Origin of the sequence: Bradyrhizobium sp. C-145, assembly GCF_023375135.1 — a bacterium.
Classification (GTDB): domain Bacteria; phylum Pseudomonadota; class Alphaproteobacteria; order Rhizobiales; family Xanthobacteraceae; genus Bradyrhizobium; species Bradyrhizobium zhanjiangense.
Window position 1 is genome coordinate 8,498,560 of the sequence record NZ_CP088150.1, and the last position, 16,511, is coordinate 8,515,070.

General features: G+C 63.7%; 15 protein-coding genes. 9 read left to right on the forward strand and 6 right to left on the reverse strand.

From position 1 onward, the window contains the following. The first annotated feature begins 37 nt into the window (after positions 1 to 37). Positions 38 to 592, forward strand: a complete 555-nt coding sequence (locus LRP30_RS39960) for a hypothetical protein (protein WP_249758343.1) — start codon at positions 38 to 40, stop codon at positions 590 to 592. 170 nt (positions 593 to 762) lie between these two features. Here LRP30_RS39960 and LRP30_RS39965 read toward each other — a convergent pair whose 3' ends face one another. Both LRP30_RS39965 and pcaB read right to left on the reverse strand, forming a co-directional pair. Further along, positions 763 to 2,019 carry an aminopeptidase gene (locus LRP30_RS39965; protein WP_091885349.1) on the reverse strand — a complete coding sequence of 419 codons (1,257 nt, stop codon included), beginning with the start codon at positions 2,017 to 2,019 and terminating at the stop codon, positions 763 to 765. A gap of 113 nt (positions 2,020 to 2,132) precedes the next feature. Next, positions 2,133 to 3,494, reverse strand: a complete 1,362-nt coding sequence (gene pcaB, locus LRP30_RS39970) for a 3-carboxy-cis,cis-muconate cycloisomerase (RefSeq protein WP_249758344.1) — start codon at positions 3,492 to 3,494, stop codon at positions 2,133 to 2,135. 389 nt (positions 3,495 to 3,883) lie between these two features. Between pcaB and LRP30_RS39975 the strand changes: the two genes are divergently transcribed. Next, positions 3,884 to 5,443: a winged helix-turn-helix domain-containing protein gene (locus LRP30_RS39975; RefSeq protein ID WP_128936786.1), complete on the forward strand. Its 1,560-nt coding sequence runs from the start codon at positions 3,884 to 3,886 to the stop codon at positions 5,441 to 5,443. Between the two features lie 157 nt (positions 5,444 to 5,600). On the opposite strand, the gene LRP30_RS39980 is transcribed toward LRP30_RS39975, so the two are convergent. Both LRP30_RS39980 and mddA read right to left on the reverse strand, forming a co-directional pair. Then, positions 5,601 to 6,023, reverse strand: a complete 423-nt coding sequence (locus LRP30_RS39980; RefSeq protein ID WP_249758345.1) for a GFA family protein — start codon at positions 6,021 to 6,023, stop codon at positions 5,601 to 5,603. Between the two features lie 85 nt (positions 6,024 to 6,108). After that, positions 6,109 to 6,894 (reverse strand): methanethiol S-methyltransferase, encoded by a 786-nt coding sequence (gene mddA / locus LRP30_RS39985; protein ID WP_249758346.1) that lies wholly within the window; start codon positions 6,892 to 6,894, stop codon positions 6,109 to 6,111. 133 nt (positions 6,895 to 7,027) lie between these two features. On the opposite strand from mddA, the gene LRP30_RS39990 reads away from it, so the two are divergent. Further along, positions 7,028 to 8,590: a winged helix-turn-helix domain-containing tetratricopeptide repeat protein gene (locus tag LRP30_RS39990; RefSeq protein WP_249758347.1), complete on the forward strand. Its 1,563-nt coding sequence runs from the start codon at positions 7,028 to 7,030 to the stop codon at positions 8,588 to 8,590. Positions 8,591 to 8,647: 57 nt separating this feature from the next. Here the strand turns inward: LRP30_RS39990 and irr are convergent, their stop codons facing one another. Together irr and LRP30_RS40000 are read right to left on the reverse strand one after the other, a co-directional pair. After that, positions 8,648 to 9,127 (reverse strand): Fur family transcriptional regulator Irr, encoded by a 480-nt coding sequence (gene irr, locus LRP30_RS39995; protein WP_249758348.1) that lies wholly within the window; start codon positions 9,125 to 9,127, stop codon positions 8,648 to 8,650. Positions 9,128 to 9,603: 476 nt separating this feature from the next. After that, a complete protein-coding gene (locus LRP30_RS40000) occupies positions 9,604 to 10,242 on the reverse strand; it encodes a TetR/AcrR family transcriptional regulator (RefSeq protein WP_249758349.1) in 639 nt (212 codons plus the stop codon). 216 nt (positions 10,243 to 10,458) lie between these two features. Here LRP30_RS40000 and LRP30_RS40005 point away from each other — a divergent pair, with 216 nt between their 5' ends. The 6 genes from LRP30_RS40005 (at position 10,459) to LRP30_RS40030 (ending at position 16,419) form a co-directional block, all read left to right on the forward strand. After that, positions 10,459 to 12,009 carry an ABC transporter substrate-binding protein gene (locus tag LRP30_RS40005; RefSeq protein ID WP_249758350.1) on the forward strand — a complete coding sequence of 517 codons (1,551 nt, stop codon included), beginning with the start codon at positions 10,459 to 10,461 and terminating at the stop codon, positions 12,007 to 12,009. Between the two features lie 246 nt (positions 12,010 to 12,255). Next, entirely contained in the window at positions 12,256 to 13,227 is a 972-nt protein-coding gene (locus LRP30_RS40010) for an ABC transporter permease (RefSeq protein WP_128937625.1), read from the forward strand. Next, positions 13,224 to 14,063: an ABC transporter permease gene (locus LRP30_RS40015; RefSeq protein ID WP_128936793.1), complete on the forward strand. Its 840-nt coding sequence runs from the start codon at positions 13,224 to 13,226 to the stop codon at positions 14,061 to 14,063. The genes LRP30_RS40010 and LRP30_RS40015 overlap by 4 nt, the downstream gene beginning before the upstream one ends. Positions 14,064 to 14,065: 2 nt before the next feature. Further along, positions 14,066 to 15,685 (forward strand): ABC transporter ATP-binding protein, encoded by a 1,620-nt coding sequence (locus LRP30_RS40020; RefSeq protein WP_249758351.1) that lies wholly within the window; start codon positions 14,066 to 14,068, stop codon positions 15,683 to 15,685. Between the two features lie 306 nt (positions 15,686 to 15,991). Beyond that, positions 15,992 to 16,213 (forward strand): hypothetical protein, encoded by a 222-nt coding sequence (locus LRP30_RS40025; RefSeq protein WP_128936795.1) that lies wholly within the window; start codon positions 15,992 to 15,994, stop codon positions 16,211 to 16,213. Continuing rightward, positions 16,210 to 16,419: a hypothetical protein gene (locus LRP30_RS40030; protein ID WP_091885309.1), complete on the forward strand. Its 210-nt coding sequence runs from the start codon at positions 16,210 to 16,212 to the stop codon at positions 16,417 to 16,419. The genes LRP30_RS40025 and LRP30_RS40030 overlap by 4 nt, the downstream gene beginning before the upstream one ends. Positions 16,420 to 16,511 lie beyond the last annotated feature (92 nt).

The following is a 16,511-nucleotide window of genomic DNA, read 5'->3' on the forward strand; positions in this document are numbered from 1 at the left end:
AAATGCGCGAAAGTGACCATGGAAGGAGCCAATGCCGATGCCCGTCACGCCCGAGGCTCTGACAGCCAACCGCGAGGTCGTCGCCTGGCTCGGCGTCCTCGATGTTTCCTTCGGGCCGGACGAGGAGCCCTGGTTCACTATCGACGACATCGAAAGCCCGCGGCAGATCGGCAGCGACGGTTCCGGCGGCACGTTTGTGCTGCTGCCGTCGCAGAATGTGCTCTACGTGTCGTCAGAGGGGCGCGCTGGCATTATCGCGGAGAATTTCGAGGCGTTCATGCAGCTCGTCGTCGCTCGCCCCTATTGGCTCGACATCCTCAAATTTTCCGCCGGCGGTGATCTCGTGGAGATGCGGCGCGCGGCGGATGCGCTGGAGGCGACACTCGACAACGAGGACGACCTCAACGAGGCCCGCGAGCAAATCCGCGACGCGCTCGACCTGCCCGAGCCGGACGATTCCGTCGGCGCGCTCTACGAGGCAGTCGCTGCTTCCGACGCCATCGTGCGGGCCACCGACGGCAGCCCGTTCACGACGCTGTTCAACCGCTTCAGCATCGACAACAACCCGATACTGCGCAACGCCGCGGCGTGAGACAGCACGCCAGACCATGGGCCTGGGGAAGACTGTCGCCGGGATGCTTACCTCTCCCCGACGGGGAGAGGTCGGATGAGGGGCCGCGGCATTTGGTGAAAGCGTAAACCCTCACCCGGATCGCATCTGCGATGCGATCCGACCTCTCCCTACAGGAGAGGTGAAGCAAGCTACTTCGCCCACTCGCCCTTGCGGAACACCGGCACCTTGCTGCCGTCGGCGAGAATGCCGTCGATGTCGGTCTCGGCCGAGCCGATCATCCAGTCGATATGGATCAGGCTCTGGTTGCCGCCTTGCGCGGCGATCTGCTGCGGCGTGAGCTGCGCGCCGTTGATGAAGCATTTCGAGTAGCATTGGCCGAGCGCGATGTGGGAGGCCGCATTCTCGTCGAATAGGGTGTTGTAGAACAACAGCCCGCTCTGCGAGATCGGCGAGGAATGCGGCACCAGCGCCACCTCGCCGAGGCGGCGCGCGCCCTCGTCGGTGTCGAGCACCTTGTTCAGCACCTCTGCGCCGCGCGAGGCCTTGGCATCGACGATCTTGCCGTCCTCGAAACGCACCGCGATGTTGTCGATCAGGGTGCCCTGGTAGGACAGCGGCTTCGAGCTCACGACGTGGCCGTAGACGCGGCGGCAATGCGGCGTGGTGAAAACCTCTTCGGTCGGAATGTTGGCGTTGCAGCTGATGCCGTTCTTGGAGAGTGAGGCACCGCCCTCCCATTCATGGCCGTCGGCGAGCCCGATGGTGAGGTCGGTGCCGGGACCCGAATATTGCAACGCGCGAAAGCGCTGGCCGTTGAGCCAGTTGGTGCGCTCGCGCAGCACCGCATTGTGGCTCGCCCAATTGCTGATCGCGTCCTCGCGGTCGACGCGAGACGCGGCGAAGATCGCATCCGCGAGCTTGCCGATCGCGATGTCCTCGGGATCATTAGGAAAAACCTGCTTGGCCCAGGACGGGCTCGGATAGGCGATGATGTTCCAGTTGGTGTCGAAATTGACGATTTTTTCCAATGCCGGCTGATAGGCCATGGAGTTGGCCTTGCTGGCGCGCGCCACCTTCGACGGATCCTCGCCCGACAGCAGCATCGGATTGTCGCCGACGATGGCGAGCCGCGCGGTGTTGTCCGAGAAGGCCTTGGCCATGCCCTCGTACAGCCAGCCGGCGGCACGATCGAAACTGTTGTCCTGGCCGTGGCGGTAGCGCGCCAGCGTCATCTCCTCGTCCGAAAGGATCGGCGTCACGATGCCGGCGCCGGCCTTGTAGGCGTGCACGGCAATCCGCCGCACCAGCGGCAGCGCGATGGCAGGCGCCGTCAGAAGAAGATCCTGTCCCGGCCGCAAGCCCAGGCCCACCTTCACCGCCACCTCGGCCAGCCGGTCGAGTTTCGCGGGATCGATGGGAGTAGCGGAATTGCGGTGATCAGTCATGCGGGGCCCTCTGCCGAAAGTCTCCCATTCAATCTAAGCCTAGCATCGCGAGGCGCAAGTGCGCGAGCACCTTGCGACACGGATAAGATACGCAGTTTCACGCATATTGGTTTTCAACGCGTTGCCGATTTCAGCACCCGGTCGACCATGGCGGGGGCAAGCCCGAGGTAATTTTTTGGTGAGGTGAGCACCTCGATCGTGGCGCGGTCGATGCGGCTCGAAACGCGGGAGTCGGATGAGAGCGCATCCGCCAGCGTCAAGCCTTTCTCATTGGCGAGCCGGCAGGCGTCATAGACCACGTCATGCGCCTCCTGCCGTCCGATCTGTGGGGCGAGCCCCATCATGACCGCTTCGGCCACGATCAGGCCGCGGCTGATAGCGAGATTGTCGTTCATCTTCGCCTCGTCCACGATGAGGCCTGCGAGCGCAAACTTCGCCTGGTGCAGCGCGCCGGCGCTCAGCACGAAGCTTTCGGGGATCGCCATCCATTCGGCGTGCCAGGGACCCGTGGCGCGCTCGAAATCCTGCACCATGGCATCGAGCATCAGGCTTGCATGCTGGCGCACCGCCTTGGACGCCGCCAGCATCAGCTCGGAGGAGATCGGGTTGCGCTTCTGCGGCATGGTGGAGGAGGCGCCGCGCCCCTTGACGAAGGGCTCGTAAACTTCCGCGAATTCGGTCGAGGCCATGATCATGATGTCGAGCGCGATCTTGCCGAGCGAGCTGGTGACGAGCGCCAGGAAGTTCACGGCTTCGGCAAAGCCGTCGCGAGCGACGTGCCAGGTCGAGGCGGGAACGCCGAGCTTCAGCTCGGCACAGAGCGCCTCTTGCACCTCGAACCCCTTGTCGCCGAGCGAGGCCAGGGTGCCGGCGGCGCCGGCGAACTGGCCGACCAGGACGCGCGGCTTCAACTGCGCCAGCCGCTCGGCATGGCGGTCGAACATCGCGAGCCAGATCGCGGTCTTGTAGCCGAACGTTACCGGCAGCGCCTGCTGCAGATGGGTGCGGCCCGCCATCGGCGTGTCGCGATATCGCTTGGAGAGGTCAGCGAGGATACGACGGAGTTCGGCAATGTCCTTTTCGACGATCTCGAGCGCGGCGCGCAGTTGCAGGACTACCGCGGTGTCCATGATGTCCTGCGTGGTCGCGCCCCAATGCAGGTAACGGCCGGCCTCGCCGCATTGCTTCACCATCTGATGCACCAGGGGAAGGATCGGATAGCCGACGATGTCGGTCTCCCGCCGCAACAGATCGAAATCGAGCGCGGCAACATTGGTCCGGGCCGCGATCTGGTCGGCGGCATCCTGCGGGATCACGCCGCATCTGGCCTCAGCCTTCGCCAGCGCCACCTCGACCTCGGCATAGCGCCCCACCAGCGCAAAATCGGAGAAGACCTCCCGCATCTCAGGCGTGCCGAAGGCATCGCGGAACAGCATGGAGTCGAGCACGGTGGTCGATGCGGGAAAAGCGGGCATGGGCGTTTCTTCGTGGCTGGGTGTTTTCTGTGAAGGCAGCTTACGCAGGCCGCGCTGTTCGGCAATGGACAAAGGCACTACTCCCGTCATTCCGGGGCGCGCGAAGCGCGAGCCCGGAATCCATTGGGCGGCAAGCGATGCGGACAAATGGATTCCGGGCTCGCGCCAAGCGGCGCGCCCCGGAATGACGAGAGAGAGCCCAAATCGCGGCATCTGACCTAAATCGCCGCACTCGCTTAGCGGCTGGTATTCCCATCCGAAACCGCATGACTGCCATCACGCGATCGTGGTGAACCTGACAGACCGTTCGGCGGACTCACAGACTTCAAGTCGAAATCCATTTTGATTTTATTATTGCCTGATGCCGTTGTGAGGACTGAGTTTTCGACGTGCAATTTCTGTTCCGGGATCATCTCCTCGACACCGACCGGCGCGAGCTGAGCCGCGAGCAGGTTCCCATTGCCGTGGAACCCCAGGTTTTCGACCTGGTCGTGCATCTCATGGAGAACCGCGATCGGGTGGTCAGCAAGGACGAGCTGATCGACAAGATCTGGCACGGCCGCAGCGTCTCCGAATCGACCCTGACCAGCCGGATCAACGCGGCGCGCAAGGCAATCGGCGACAATGGCGCGAACCAGGCGCTGATCCGCACCATCGCACGCAAGGGCTTTCGCTTCGTCGGCGACGTCGAGGCGAAGCGTGGTGCAGCCGTTCCGGAACCCGGCCGCGGGGCACCGGCGCCGCAGCCCACGCTTGCGTTGCCCGACCGGCCCGCGATCGCCGTGCTGCCCTTCACCAATATGAGCGGCGACCGCGAGCAGGACTATTTCTCGGACGGCATCAGCGAGGACATCATCACCGCGCTGTCGAAGCTGCGCTGGTTCTTCGTCGTCGCGCGCAACTCGTCCTTTGTCTACAAGGGTCGCGCAGTGCACCTCCATGAGGTCGCGCGCGAACTCGGCGTACGCTACGTGGTCGAAGGCAGCGTGCGGCGTAGCGGCGAGCGCCTGCGCATCTCGGCGCAGCTCAACGACGTCTCGACCGGCAGCCATCTCTGGGCCGAGCGCTACGACCGCGAGCTGGCCGACGTCTTCGCCGTGCAGGACGAGATCACCGAGGCGATCGTCGCGGCGATCGAGCCGCAGCTCTATGCCGCCGAGAGCTTCCGCGCCCAGCAGAAGCCGCCGGGCAGCCTGGATGCCTGGGATTTCGTGATGCGCGCATTGTCGCATTACTGGCGCATCACCCGCGAGGACAATGCCGCCGCGCAAGGGCTGCTGGAACAGGCGATCGCGATCGATCCCGCTTATGGCAAGGCGCTGGGCCTGCTCGCGACCAGCCATATCTTCGGCGCGCATATGGGCTGGGCGGACATGGCTGTAACCGTGCCGGTCGCCGAACGCGCGGCGCTGGCGGCGGTGGAGGCCGATCGCGACGACGCCTGGGCGCATCACGGCCTCGCCTATACTTATCTATTCCGCCGCCGCTTCGACGACGCACTGGCGGAGTTCGAGCTGGCTCTCAAGCTCAATCCGAATTTCGCGATGGCGTACGCCTTCTACGGCGTGACGCTGTGCTACGCGGGACGATGGCAGGACGGCGACGCCGCCGCGTGCCGTGCGCTGCGGCTGAGTCCGCGCGATCCGCTCGCCGCGATCTATTGCGGAGTTGCGGCCTATGCCCGGTTCATCGGTCGCGACTACGAAGGCGCCGTGCAGATGGCACGCGAGTCGCTACGGCAACGCAGCGATTTCGTCGGTGCGCATCGTGTGCTGACCGCCGCCGCCGGCATGTCGGGAAGCTCGGCTCTCGCTGCGTCCGCCCTGGAAGGTCTGCGCCGCGCCCAGCCCGGCATTTCACTCGCATGGATCACGCGCGAGTTGCCGATGCTGCGCGAAGAGGATCGCGCGCATTATCTGGACGGATTGCGTCGCGCCGGGATGAGGTGAGGACCTCTCCCTCGCCCCGCTTGCGGGGAGAGGGTCAGGGTAATTGGGAGTCTCCGCAGGGACGGTGACAGTTCGACTCGCGGAGGCTCCTCCTCACCCGGATTGCATCTTCGATGCAATCCGGCCTCTTCCCGCAAGCGGGGAGAGGCGAAGCGACCTACTCCTGCATCATCTCACCGCTGCCGCCGAACTCGGCAGGAAAATCCTTCAGCTTGGGCAGACCGTCGCGCATCGGCAGCACCGTCTCGGCGTAATTGACGTGGACGCCGGGCGTGAACGCCAGCGTCGGGATGGTGGCGGTGAAGACGTCGACGAGGCCGAGCGGCGGATGGTTGGTCATGAGATGACCGCCGCACTTCCTACAATATTTGCGCTGGCTGAGCGGCGTCTTGGCGAAGGTCTCGACGTTCTGGGCGCCTTCGGTGATGCGCACGGCTTCAGGCTTCCACAGGCTGAAGGCGTTCACCGGCCCGCCCGACCACGACCGGCAGGAGCGGCAATGGCAATAGCCCATCGCCTCCGGCGCGCCCGTGACCTCGACCGTGACCGCGCCACAGAAGCAGTTTCCGACATGTTTCATTGTTGTCTCCATGATGAAGGATCGTTATCGCGTGTCGGCGCCCCGCGCATCCTCCTCTCGGTGGACGCGCGGAACGAGGCCAAGACTATACTGATCTGCGCCAGGGAATAAGCATCGACACGCGTTGTTTGTACTGCCGGTAGTCGTCGCCGAAGAGATCGATGAGGTCGCGCTCCTCCAGCGCGATACCGACGAAGATGTAGAGCGTCGTCACGGCGGCGAACAGCAGGTGGCCCGCGGTCATGACCGGCGCCGCCCAGAACGCGATGATGAAGCCGAGATAGATCGGATGGCGAACGAAGTTGTAGAGCAGCGGCGTCTTGAACCGCGCAGGCGCCGCTTCCTTGCCAATGAGATGGTTCGTCACCTGATGCAGGCCGAACAATTCGAAATGGTTGATCATGTAGGTCGAGATGAACACCAGCACCCAGCCTGCGAAGGACAATGTGACGAGCGTCACGGCAAGATCGGGATCCTGGACCTCCCATAGGACCGCAGGCATCGGACGCCACTGCCAGAACAGGAGCAGCAACGACAGGCTCGCCAGCAGCACATAGGTGCTGCGCTCGACCGGTTTCGGGACGAACTGCGTCCACCAGGCCTTGAAGCTCTGACGCGCCATCACGCTGTGCTGAATGGCGAACAGCGACATCAGGAGGAGATTGACGATGACTGCCTCAACCGGCGGCGTGGCGGTTCCAGTGTCGATGGTCTTCGGCACGACCAGCCCCATAACAAAGCCGATGGCGTAGAGGATGGTGACGAAAAACACGAGATATGCCGCAATTCCGTACAGAAAGGCGACGAACTTGAATATGCGTGAGCCCGCAACCGCCGGGCTGATCGAATGAACCTGATCAATCTGGGACATGGAAAGCTCCGTTGTGCCAAAACATCGGCACTTGTTGGTAGTCCCACCATGCACCTCGGACGGGCCTGAGACTTTCGCTGACAATTGATTTTCGCCTGAGACGCCTTTGAGTTTTGCTTGAGACGACGAAAACGTGCGATTTTGCTTTGAAAACAATGTGCTCGACGGCGACCTGCGGGAACTCACCTGCGCCGGGGTCGCCGTGCCGTTGCAGCCGCAAGTATTCGATTTGTTGCTCTATCTGGTCGCGCAACGCGCGCGTGTGGTCAGCAAGGATGACCTGATCAGCCAGATCTGGAGCGACCGCATCGTCTCCGATTCCGCCCTGAACAGCCGAATCAACGCTGCGCGCAAGGCGATTGGCGATGACGGCGCGACCCAGCGGCTGATCAAGACCATTCCGCGCAAGGGTTTTCGTTTCGTCGGCGAAGTCCAGGAAGAAATCCGGAAAGACCTGGCGGCTTCATCTGCGCCCGCTGTATCCGTTCCTGCGCGGCCGCACACCGTGTCGGACCGCCCGGCCGTCGCGGTGCTCGCCTTCGAGAATATGAGCGGCGATCCCGCACAGGATTATTTCGGCGACGGAATCAGCGAGGACATCCTCACCGCGCTGTCGAAGCAGCGCTGGTTCATGGTGATCGCCCGCAACTCGTCCTTCACCTACAAGGGACGCGCGGTCCACGTCAGGCAGATCGCCGAGGAACTCGGCGTCCGCTACATCGTCGAAGGCAGCGTCCGCAAGGCGGACAACCGGGTGCGCATCACCGCGCAGCTCAATGACGCCACATCGGGCGGCCATCTCTGGGCCGAACGCTACGACCGCGAGCTGATCGACGTCTTTGCTGTGCAGGACGAGATCACCAACGCGATCGTGGCGGCGATCGAGCCGCAAATCCATGCGGCGGAAAGTTTTCGCGCTCACCGCAAACCGCCGGCGAGCCTGGATGCCTGGGATCTGCTGATGCGGGCGCTGTCGCACTACTGGCGCGTGACACGGCGGGATCACGAGACGGCGAAGGCGCTGCTGGAGCGCGCGATCGGGATCGATCCGAATTATGGTCAGGCGCTGTCGGTGCTGGCGGCAAACCATATGTTCGGCGTGCATCTCGGCTGGTCCGAGCTTGCCACGGTGGCGCCGGTCGCGGAAGCCGCCGCACTCGCTGCCGTGCGCTGCGACCATGAGGATGCCTGGGCGCATGCCGCGCTCGGGAGCGTCCTGTTCTCGACCCGTAGGCTGGCCGACGCACTGTCCGAGTTCGAGCAGGCGCTCGCGCTCAATCCGAACTTCTCGCTGGCGCAGGGCTATTACGCGCTGGCGCTGTCCTATGCCGGACGCTCGAAGGAGTCGTTCGAGGCGGCGCAGAGGGCGATCCGGCTCTCGCCGCGCGATCCCTCGCTGGCAATCTATCATGGCATCGCCGGCTACGCGCGCTTTACCGAGCGGCACTATGACGAGGCGATCGCGCTCGCGCGCGAGGCGATCCGCCACCGCGGCGACCTCACCGGCGCCTACCGCGTGCTCGCGGTCTCCGCCGGCATGACCGGCGACGGAAAGCTTGCGGAGACCGCGCTGGGCGAGCTCCGCCGCACCCAGCCCGGCATCTCGCTGCACTGGATCGCGACGCAATTGCCGTGGGCCAATGAGGCCGATCGCGAGCACTATCTGGAGGGATTTCGGCGCGCAGGGTTGCGGTGATTCCTCTTACCCTCCCCTGGAGGGACCCTGGAGGGGGAGGGTAAGAGCACAGTGGTGCTACGCGCGCTTGCGGCGCAGATGCACGATGACGTCGAGCCGCGCGATCTCGTGGCCGGGAAGCGCCTCGGGCACCCTGGTGAAAGTCAGGCCCTCGGCGACGTCGACCAGCACATCGTCGCCTTCGAGGTAGAAATGCGGATGCACGGATGTGTCGGTGTCGAAGAACGATTTGATGCCGTCGGCCGCGATCCGGCGCAACAAGCCGGCTTCGGTGAACTGGTTCAGCGTGTTGTAGACGGTCGCGAGCGACAGATACATGTTCGCCGCCATCGCCTCGTCATAGAGCTTCTCCGCAGTGACGTGACGATGGCCGTTCAGGAACAGCAGCTGGCCGAGCGTCAAGCGCTGGCGCGTCGGGCGGAGGCCAGCCTCGTTCAGCAGTTGAAGACAGCGTTGCACGCCCTCATCCGGCTGCGGCCCGACGGCATCGGGCCCGCTGTCGTTACCGGCAGGGATATTCGTGGCGTACATGTCCATCGATCGTCTCACGTCTGCAAGAACCAGGACGCGCAACACGCTATCCCAGTTGCTATTCGATCGCAGAAGCGACGACTTGGCTTTGATCCGGATCAAATTTGGGACTTCGATTGCCTCCACGCCGTCATTGCGAGGAGCGAAGCGACGAACCAATCCAGACTGCCTCCTCGGTGGGACTCTGGATTGCTTCGCTACGCTCGATGACGGAGTTTGGCGCAACAGCGCCTGACACAATGTCGTTCGCGAGCATGGCCGCAGACAATGCTGCTCCTATTTTCCCTTAACCGGGATCGGCTTCGGTGCCGGCACTTGCGCCCATTCCTTATCGGCGCGGGGACCATTGAGATCGCCGGTCAGGCCAATGAGTTGACCGCTATAAAACCGACCAGTTGGTTTGTAAAGTTCAAAAATGGAAATTGGCACATTTGGTCGCAGGCGCGGCTTTGGGCAGCCACGGATGAATTGTTAACGATGAATCAGGCGCGCTTGCGCGGGCTTGCGGCCTTTGCCGTCGATGCCGCACTGGATCTAGCGGCACGCTTTGCGGCCGGCTGTTCGAGGCCGATCCACTGCGCATCGTCGAGCAGACGCGCGAACAATCGCTGGTGCTCGTCTTTGTTGAGCGGCGACATGCCAAATAGCGAGCTCAGCAGCAAGCCCATCGCTCCGGCCCAGCGCAGCATCGCAAGGTCGGGGTCGGCGGCCTCGTCCCTGATCGCCGCCATCCTCTCCATCTCGCGCTCGCGCGGCAGCGCCATCAGGTTGGGATTCTCGACCATGGCTGCAACCAGCGCCAGCGCGGCAGAATTCGGCGAGGTCGCCGCTTCGCGCACGGTGGCGAGCTGGGTCGCCAGATTGGGATTGGCGGAGGTCGCGCTCACCTTTGCCATATAATCGTTCGAGAACTCCTCGAACCGCGCCATCTGTCGTTCGAGCAGCGCCTTCAGCACCGCCTCCTTGGTGCGGAATTGATGCATCACGCCGCCCTTGCTGAGGCCGCTCTCGCGCGCGATCGCATCGAGCGTCAACCGCCCCGGCCCGTCGCGCGCGATGATGGCGATGGCCGCTTCAAGCGCAGCGTTGCGGGAGCGTTCGGAGCGCGTGGCGTTGTCCATGGCGGACTTGTCTCCGTGACGGGAGAATGAATCAAGTGAAAACAGGACGCGCTGTACATTTTTTGTGCGAACACTGTCGCGACTTTCATCTTGCGGCGCCGAACGAGACTATGTGAGCCTCGATATTGGATGGGGACTGGGATGGGCCGGCCGTCGCTTTGCGCGCGAGGACGTTGCGAAGCGTTTACGGCTGGTCTCGGTTGAGAAAGATACGACATGCCAAAACGAGTGTTGCTTGGTCTCCTCCTGGCTTGCGGCCTCACGGCCCCGGCACTGGCGCAAGAGCCGAAAACGGGGGGTGTGATCAATGCCGTGATCCAGCCCGAGCCACCCGGCCTGATGCTCGCGATGGTCCAGAACGGCCCGACCCAGATGGTGTCGGGCAACATCTTCGAGGGGCTGCTGCGCTACAGCCCCAAGCTCGAACCCCAGCCGGAACTCGCCGAGAGCTGGAGCGTCAGCGAGGACGCCAAGACCTACACCTTCAAGCTCAGGAAGGGCGTGACCTGGCATGACGGCAAGCCCTTCACCGCCGCGGACGTACTGTTCTCGGTCGAGATGCTGAAGCAGACCCACGCGCGCGCCCGCAACAACCTCGCCCAGGTTGACAAGGTCGAGGCGCCCGACGACTACACGGTGGTGTTCACGCTGAAGCAGCCGTTCGGCCCGTTCCTCGGCATCTTCGAGGTTGGCTCGATGCCGATGGTGCCGAAGCATCTCTATGAAGGCACCGACTTCAAGACCAATCCCTACAACAACGCGCCTGTGGGCACCGGCCCCTTCATGTTCAAGGAGTGGCAGAAGGGCTCGTTCATCCGCCTGGTCAAGAATCCGAACTATTACGAGAAGGGCAAACCCTACATCGACGAGATCTACTGGCAGATCATTCCCGACGCCGCCGCCCGCTCGGTGGCGTATGAGACCGGCAAGGTCGACGTGCTGCCCGGCGGCTCGGTCGAGAATTTCGATGTGCCGCGCCTGTCCAAGCTGAAGGACACTTGCGTCACCGGCGCCGGCTGGGAGTTCTTCTCGCCGCTGGCCTGGCTGTGGCTCAACAACCGCCAGGGTCCGCTCGCGGACAAGCGGGTGCGGCAGGCGGTCATGTATGCGATCGACCGCGACTTCGCCAAGGACGTGATCTGGAACGGGCTCGGCAAGGTCGCGACGGGCCCGTCGGCCTCGACCATCAAATATTACACCGACGACGTGAAGAAATATCCGTACGATCCGGCCAAGGCCAAGGCACTGCTGAAGGAAGCCGGCTACAAGGGCGAGAAGATCCGCCTGTTGCCGCTCGCCTATGGCGAAACCTGGCAGCGCTGGGGTGAAGCGGTGAAGCAGAACCTCCAGGACGTCGGCATCAACATCGAGACGATCGCCACCGACGTTGCCGGCGGCAACCAGAAGATCGGCGACTGGGACTACGACATCGCCTTCACCTATCTCTACCAGTACGGCGATCCCGCGCTCGGGGTGGGACGCAATTACGTCTCCAGCGCCATCGCCAAGGGCCAGGTCTTCAACAATGTCGAAGGCTATTCCAACCCGGAGATCGACAAGCTGTTCGCCGATGGCGCCGTCGCGACCCCTGACACCAAGCGCAAGGAGATCTACGAGAAGGCGCAGAAGATCCTGGTCGAGGACGTGCCGGTGGCCTGGATGCTCGAGCTGCAATTCCCGACCATCATGCGCTGCAAAGTCAAGAACCTGATCACCACGGGGATCGGGGTCAATGACGGCTTCAAGGACGCATGGCTCGACAAATAGTTACAATTCGCGTCTGATCTTTCTGCCATGGCTCTCGCCACATGACCTCCGATCGAGCCGCAAACTCGCTGAACCTCCCCCGCTTGCGGGGGAGGTCGACGCGCCCGCAGAGCGCGGCGGGAGAGGGCTTTCTCCTCTTGGCGTCCTCTCTGCGGAAATACCCTCTTCCCTGCCCTCTCCCGCAAGCGGGAGAGGGAGCGCACCGTGATTCTGGCTGCGTTCAACCTGATCCGATCGCCTTCTAAGATGCTCTCCTTCGTCGCTCAGCGTATCCTGAAGGGCGTGATCGTCCTGCTCGCGATCGTTGTCCTCAATTTCTTCCTGATCCGGCTTGCGCCTGGCGACCCCGCGGTCGTGATGGCGGGCGAAGCCGGGGCCAGTGACCAGGTCTTCGTCAAGCAGCTCCGGGAAAAGTTCGGCCTCGACAAGCCGCTGCCCGAGCAGCTCTTCATCTACGTCAAGGGCGTCGTGACACTCGACCTCGGCTTCTCCTTCCGCCAGCAGGCGCCGGTCGCAAAGCTGATTGGCGAACGACTGCCGGCGACGCTGCTGCTGACACTGACGGCATTTGCGATCTCGCTCATGCTCGGCATTCTCTTCGGCACCTTCGCCGCGCGCTTTGCCGGAACCTTCCTCGACACGGCCATCACAGTGTTCGCGCTGATCTTCTACGCCATGCCGATCTTCTGGGTGGCGCTGATGGGGATCCTGCTGTTCTCGGTCACCATGGATTGGCTGCCGAGCTTCGGCTACGAGACGGTCGGCGCCAATCTCACCGGCCTTGCCCACGCCGTTGACGTCGCAACACACCTGATCATGCCGGCGATGACGCTCGGGCTGTTCTTCATGGCGACCTACACCCGCATGACGCGCGCCTCGATGCTCGAGGTGAAGCGGCTCGACTTCGTCAAGACCGCGCGTGCCAAGGGCCTGTCCGATGCCGTGATCCAGCGCCGCCACGTGCTGCGCAATGCGCTGCTCCCCGTCGTGACGCTCGCCGGCGTGCATTCCGGCACGCTGATCGGCGGCGCCGTCATCACCGAGACCGTGTTCGCCTGGCCTGGCATCGGTCGGCTGATGTACGACGCGCTGCTCCAGCGCGACTACAACCTGCTGCTCGGCGTCTTCGTGATCTGCTCCGCCATGGTGCTGATCTTCAACCTCATTACCGACCTGGTCTACCGCATGGTCGATCCGCGCATCGAATTCGCCTCATGAAACAGTTCTGGAAATCGATGCTGAAGAGCCCGAGCGGCGTCATCGGGCTCGTCATCCTGCTGCTTGCGATCTCGGTCGCGGTGTTTGGACCGATGCTATTCCCGAACTCGCCCTGGCGCATGGTGCAGCGGCCGTTCCTGCCGCCCTTCACGCTGTCGACCGTGCCGCTCGGCACCGACGCGCTCGGCCGCGACGTGTTCGCCGGCATGATCTTTGGCGCACGCGTCTCGCTGCTTGTGGGCCTAGTCTCCACGCTGGTCGCGCTGCTCGTCGGCGTGCCGATCGGCGCCATGGCCGGCTATTTCGGCGGCAAGGTCGACGACGCCCTGATGCGCTTCACCGAATTTTTTCAGACCATTCCGAGCTTCGCGCTCGCGATCGTGCTGGTCGCGATCCTGCAGCCCTCGATCTATTCGATCGTGGCATCGATCGCGGTGGTGAGCTGGCCACCGGTCGCCCGCCTCGTGCGCGGCGAGGTGCTGTCGCTGCGCACGCGCGAATATGTCCAGGCCGCGGTGGTCACGGGACAGAGCAACACCTGGATCATTCTGCGCGAGATCCTGCCGAACGCGCTGTCGCCGGTGATCGTGCTGGCTTCGCTGATGGTGGCGACCGCGATCCTGCTGGAATCCTCGCTGTCATTCCTTGGCCTCGGCGATCCCAATCTGATCTCCTGGGGCTACATGGTCGGCGCCGGCCGCACCGTGATCCGCCAAGCCTGGTGGATCACCGTGTTTCCCGGCGTCGCCATCCTGATCTCGGTGCTCGGCCTTAATTTGATCGGCGAAGGCCTCAACGACGCGCTCAATCCACGCCTGTCGCGGGAGGGACGCTGACGATGACCGCACCGCCCGCCGTCTCCATCAAGAACCTGAGGATCGCGCTGCCCAAGGGCGCCGAGCGTCCGTTCGCCGTCGATGGCGTGTCGCTCGATTTGCAGCCCGGCAAGATCGTCTGCGTCGTCGGCGAATCCGGCTCCGGCAAGTCGATGTGCGCGCATGCGCTGATGGGCCTGTTGCCGGACACGGTGTCGATCGCCTCCGGCGAAATCCAGTTCGAAGGCCGCGACCTGCTCAGGCTGCACGACGACGGCTGGCGCGATCTGCGCGGCCGCAGGCTCGCGATGATCTTCCAGGAGCCGATGACCGCGCTCAATCCGTTGATGCGGATCGGCGACCAGATGGCCGAGATGTTCGAGGCGCACGGCCTGCTCACACCCAAGGAACGGCGCGCGAGAGCGCTCGCATTGGCGCGCGAGGTCGGCTTGCCCGACCCCGAACGCATCGTGCGCGCCTATCCGCACCAGCTCTCCGGCGGCCAGCGCCAGCGCGCCATGATCGCGATGGCGCTCGCGCTCGAGCCCGCCGTGCTGGTCGCGGACGAGCCGACCACCGCGCTCGACGTCACCACGCAGGCGCAGATCCTGAAACTGATCCGCAACCTCCAGCGCAATCGCAACATGGCGGTGATGTTCATCACCCATGATTTCGGCGTGGTCGCCGACATCGCCGACCAGGTCGTCGTGCTCAGGCACGGCAAGGTCGTCGAGGAAGGCCCCGCCGCTGCCGTCTTCAGCGAGCCGCAGCATGACTACACCAAGGCGCTGCTCGCCGCCGTGCCATCGATGGACCCGCCGGTGCGCGCACCTCTCGACGATCAGGCCCGGGCTGTCGAGGTGATCGGGCTGGACAAGACTTATGTCACCTCGGGCGGCTGGTTTCGCCAGGACCGCCGCGTCGATGCCGCGCGCGAGGTCAATTTCAACATCCTCAAGGGCGAGACGCTCGGTCTCGTCGGCGAATCCGGCTCCGGCAAATCGTCTGTCGCGCGGCTCGTGATGCGGCTGATCGAGGCCGACCGCGGCACGGTGCGAATCGGCGAGACCGACCTCACTTCTCTGACGGGCAAGACGCTGCGCGCCGAGCGCCATCGCATCCAGATGATCTTTCAGGACCCGTTCGCCTCGCTCAATCCGCGCCGCAAGATCGGCCACATCATTGCCGACGGCCCGATCGCGGCCGGCACTGATCCGAAGGTCGCATTCGACCGGGCCCGCGATCTCCTGAAGATGGTGGGCCTCGACGCCGGCGCGCTCGAGCGCTACCCGCATGAATTCTCCGGCGGCCAGCGCCAGCGCATCGGCATTGCGCGCGCGCTCGCACTCGAGCCCGAGATCATCGTCGCCGACGAAGCCGTCTCCGCGCTCGACGTCTCCGTGCAGGCGCAGGTACTGAAGCTGCTCGAAGACCTCAAGGCGCGCCTCGGCCTCTCGATGCTGTTCATCACTCACGATCTGCGCGTCGCCGCCCAGATCTGCGACCGCATCGCCGTGATGCAGCGCGGTGCCATCGTCGAGCTCAAGCCAACCGCGCAGCTGTTCGCCGCGCCCGAGCACGCCTATACGCGTGAACTGCTGGCGGCGGTGCCGGGGCAGAAGGAGCGCGCGCCGGCAGCGTGAGCGGCGGTCGCCCAGTTCTTCGAACTACAAGATTGTTCCAAAAACTTGCACGCGACACGGGCGAAACATATTCGCTCGATCAGCATTTGCTTTGCGAGACTGCCTTGCCGGTGACGGCAAGAGTAAGCTGTCACCGGAATTCGCTCGCGCGCTAGTTGCAGCCGCGCGATAGGAAGCGGTGAACAGCCCAAGAACCTGGCAAAGAACACCCGACGTTGGGACGCCGGCGCGGTCACGAGCTTTTTATTCCGTCGTGAACGGGCACGCCATTTCAAAGTCGAGGGCGACGCCATAGATGCCGATTGGATGATCGTCATCATCTCATGGCCTACTTGCCCACTGATATTCGGAGCCAACATGGGCGAAGTTATTCGATTTGTCTCGAGATCTGAGCGCGAGCGCATGCGCCTCATTCAGGAGGCACGCGCAATCTACGACAGCATCTTCCCGCCATCCGATCCGGCCAGCGACGGGCAGGATGGAGACAACGGCCGCACGATCGGCGGCGATAGGAGTAAGCTCTCGTGATCAAGATCATCGCCGTGCTTTGCAGCCTCGCCACTCCGAGCAATTGTCACGAGCAGATCGTGACCACTTCCGATTTTGCTGAGGTCTCGGTGCAGTCCTGCCTGATGGGCGCGCCGCAGCTCGCCGACTGGATGAATCAGCATCCGGCTGAGCGCCTGGCGGCATGGCGTTGCGTGATCGGGAAGCAGGGTGGCAGGGGAATCTAGCGAGGAAGATTATCGTCCTTTGCGATTTGAACGATCACTCGGGACGGCTCCATCAAATCACACAGTGACGACAATCCATCGCCGGGCTAACC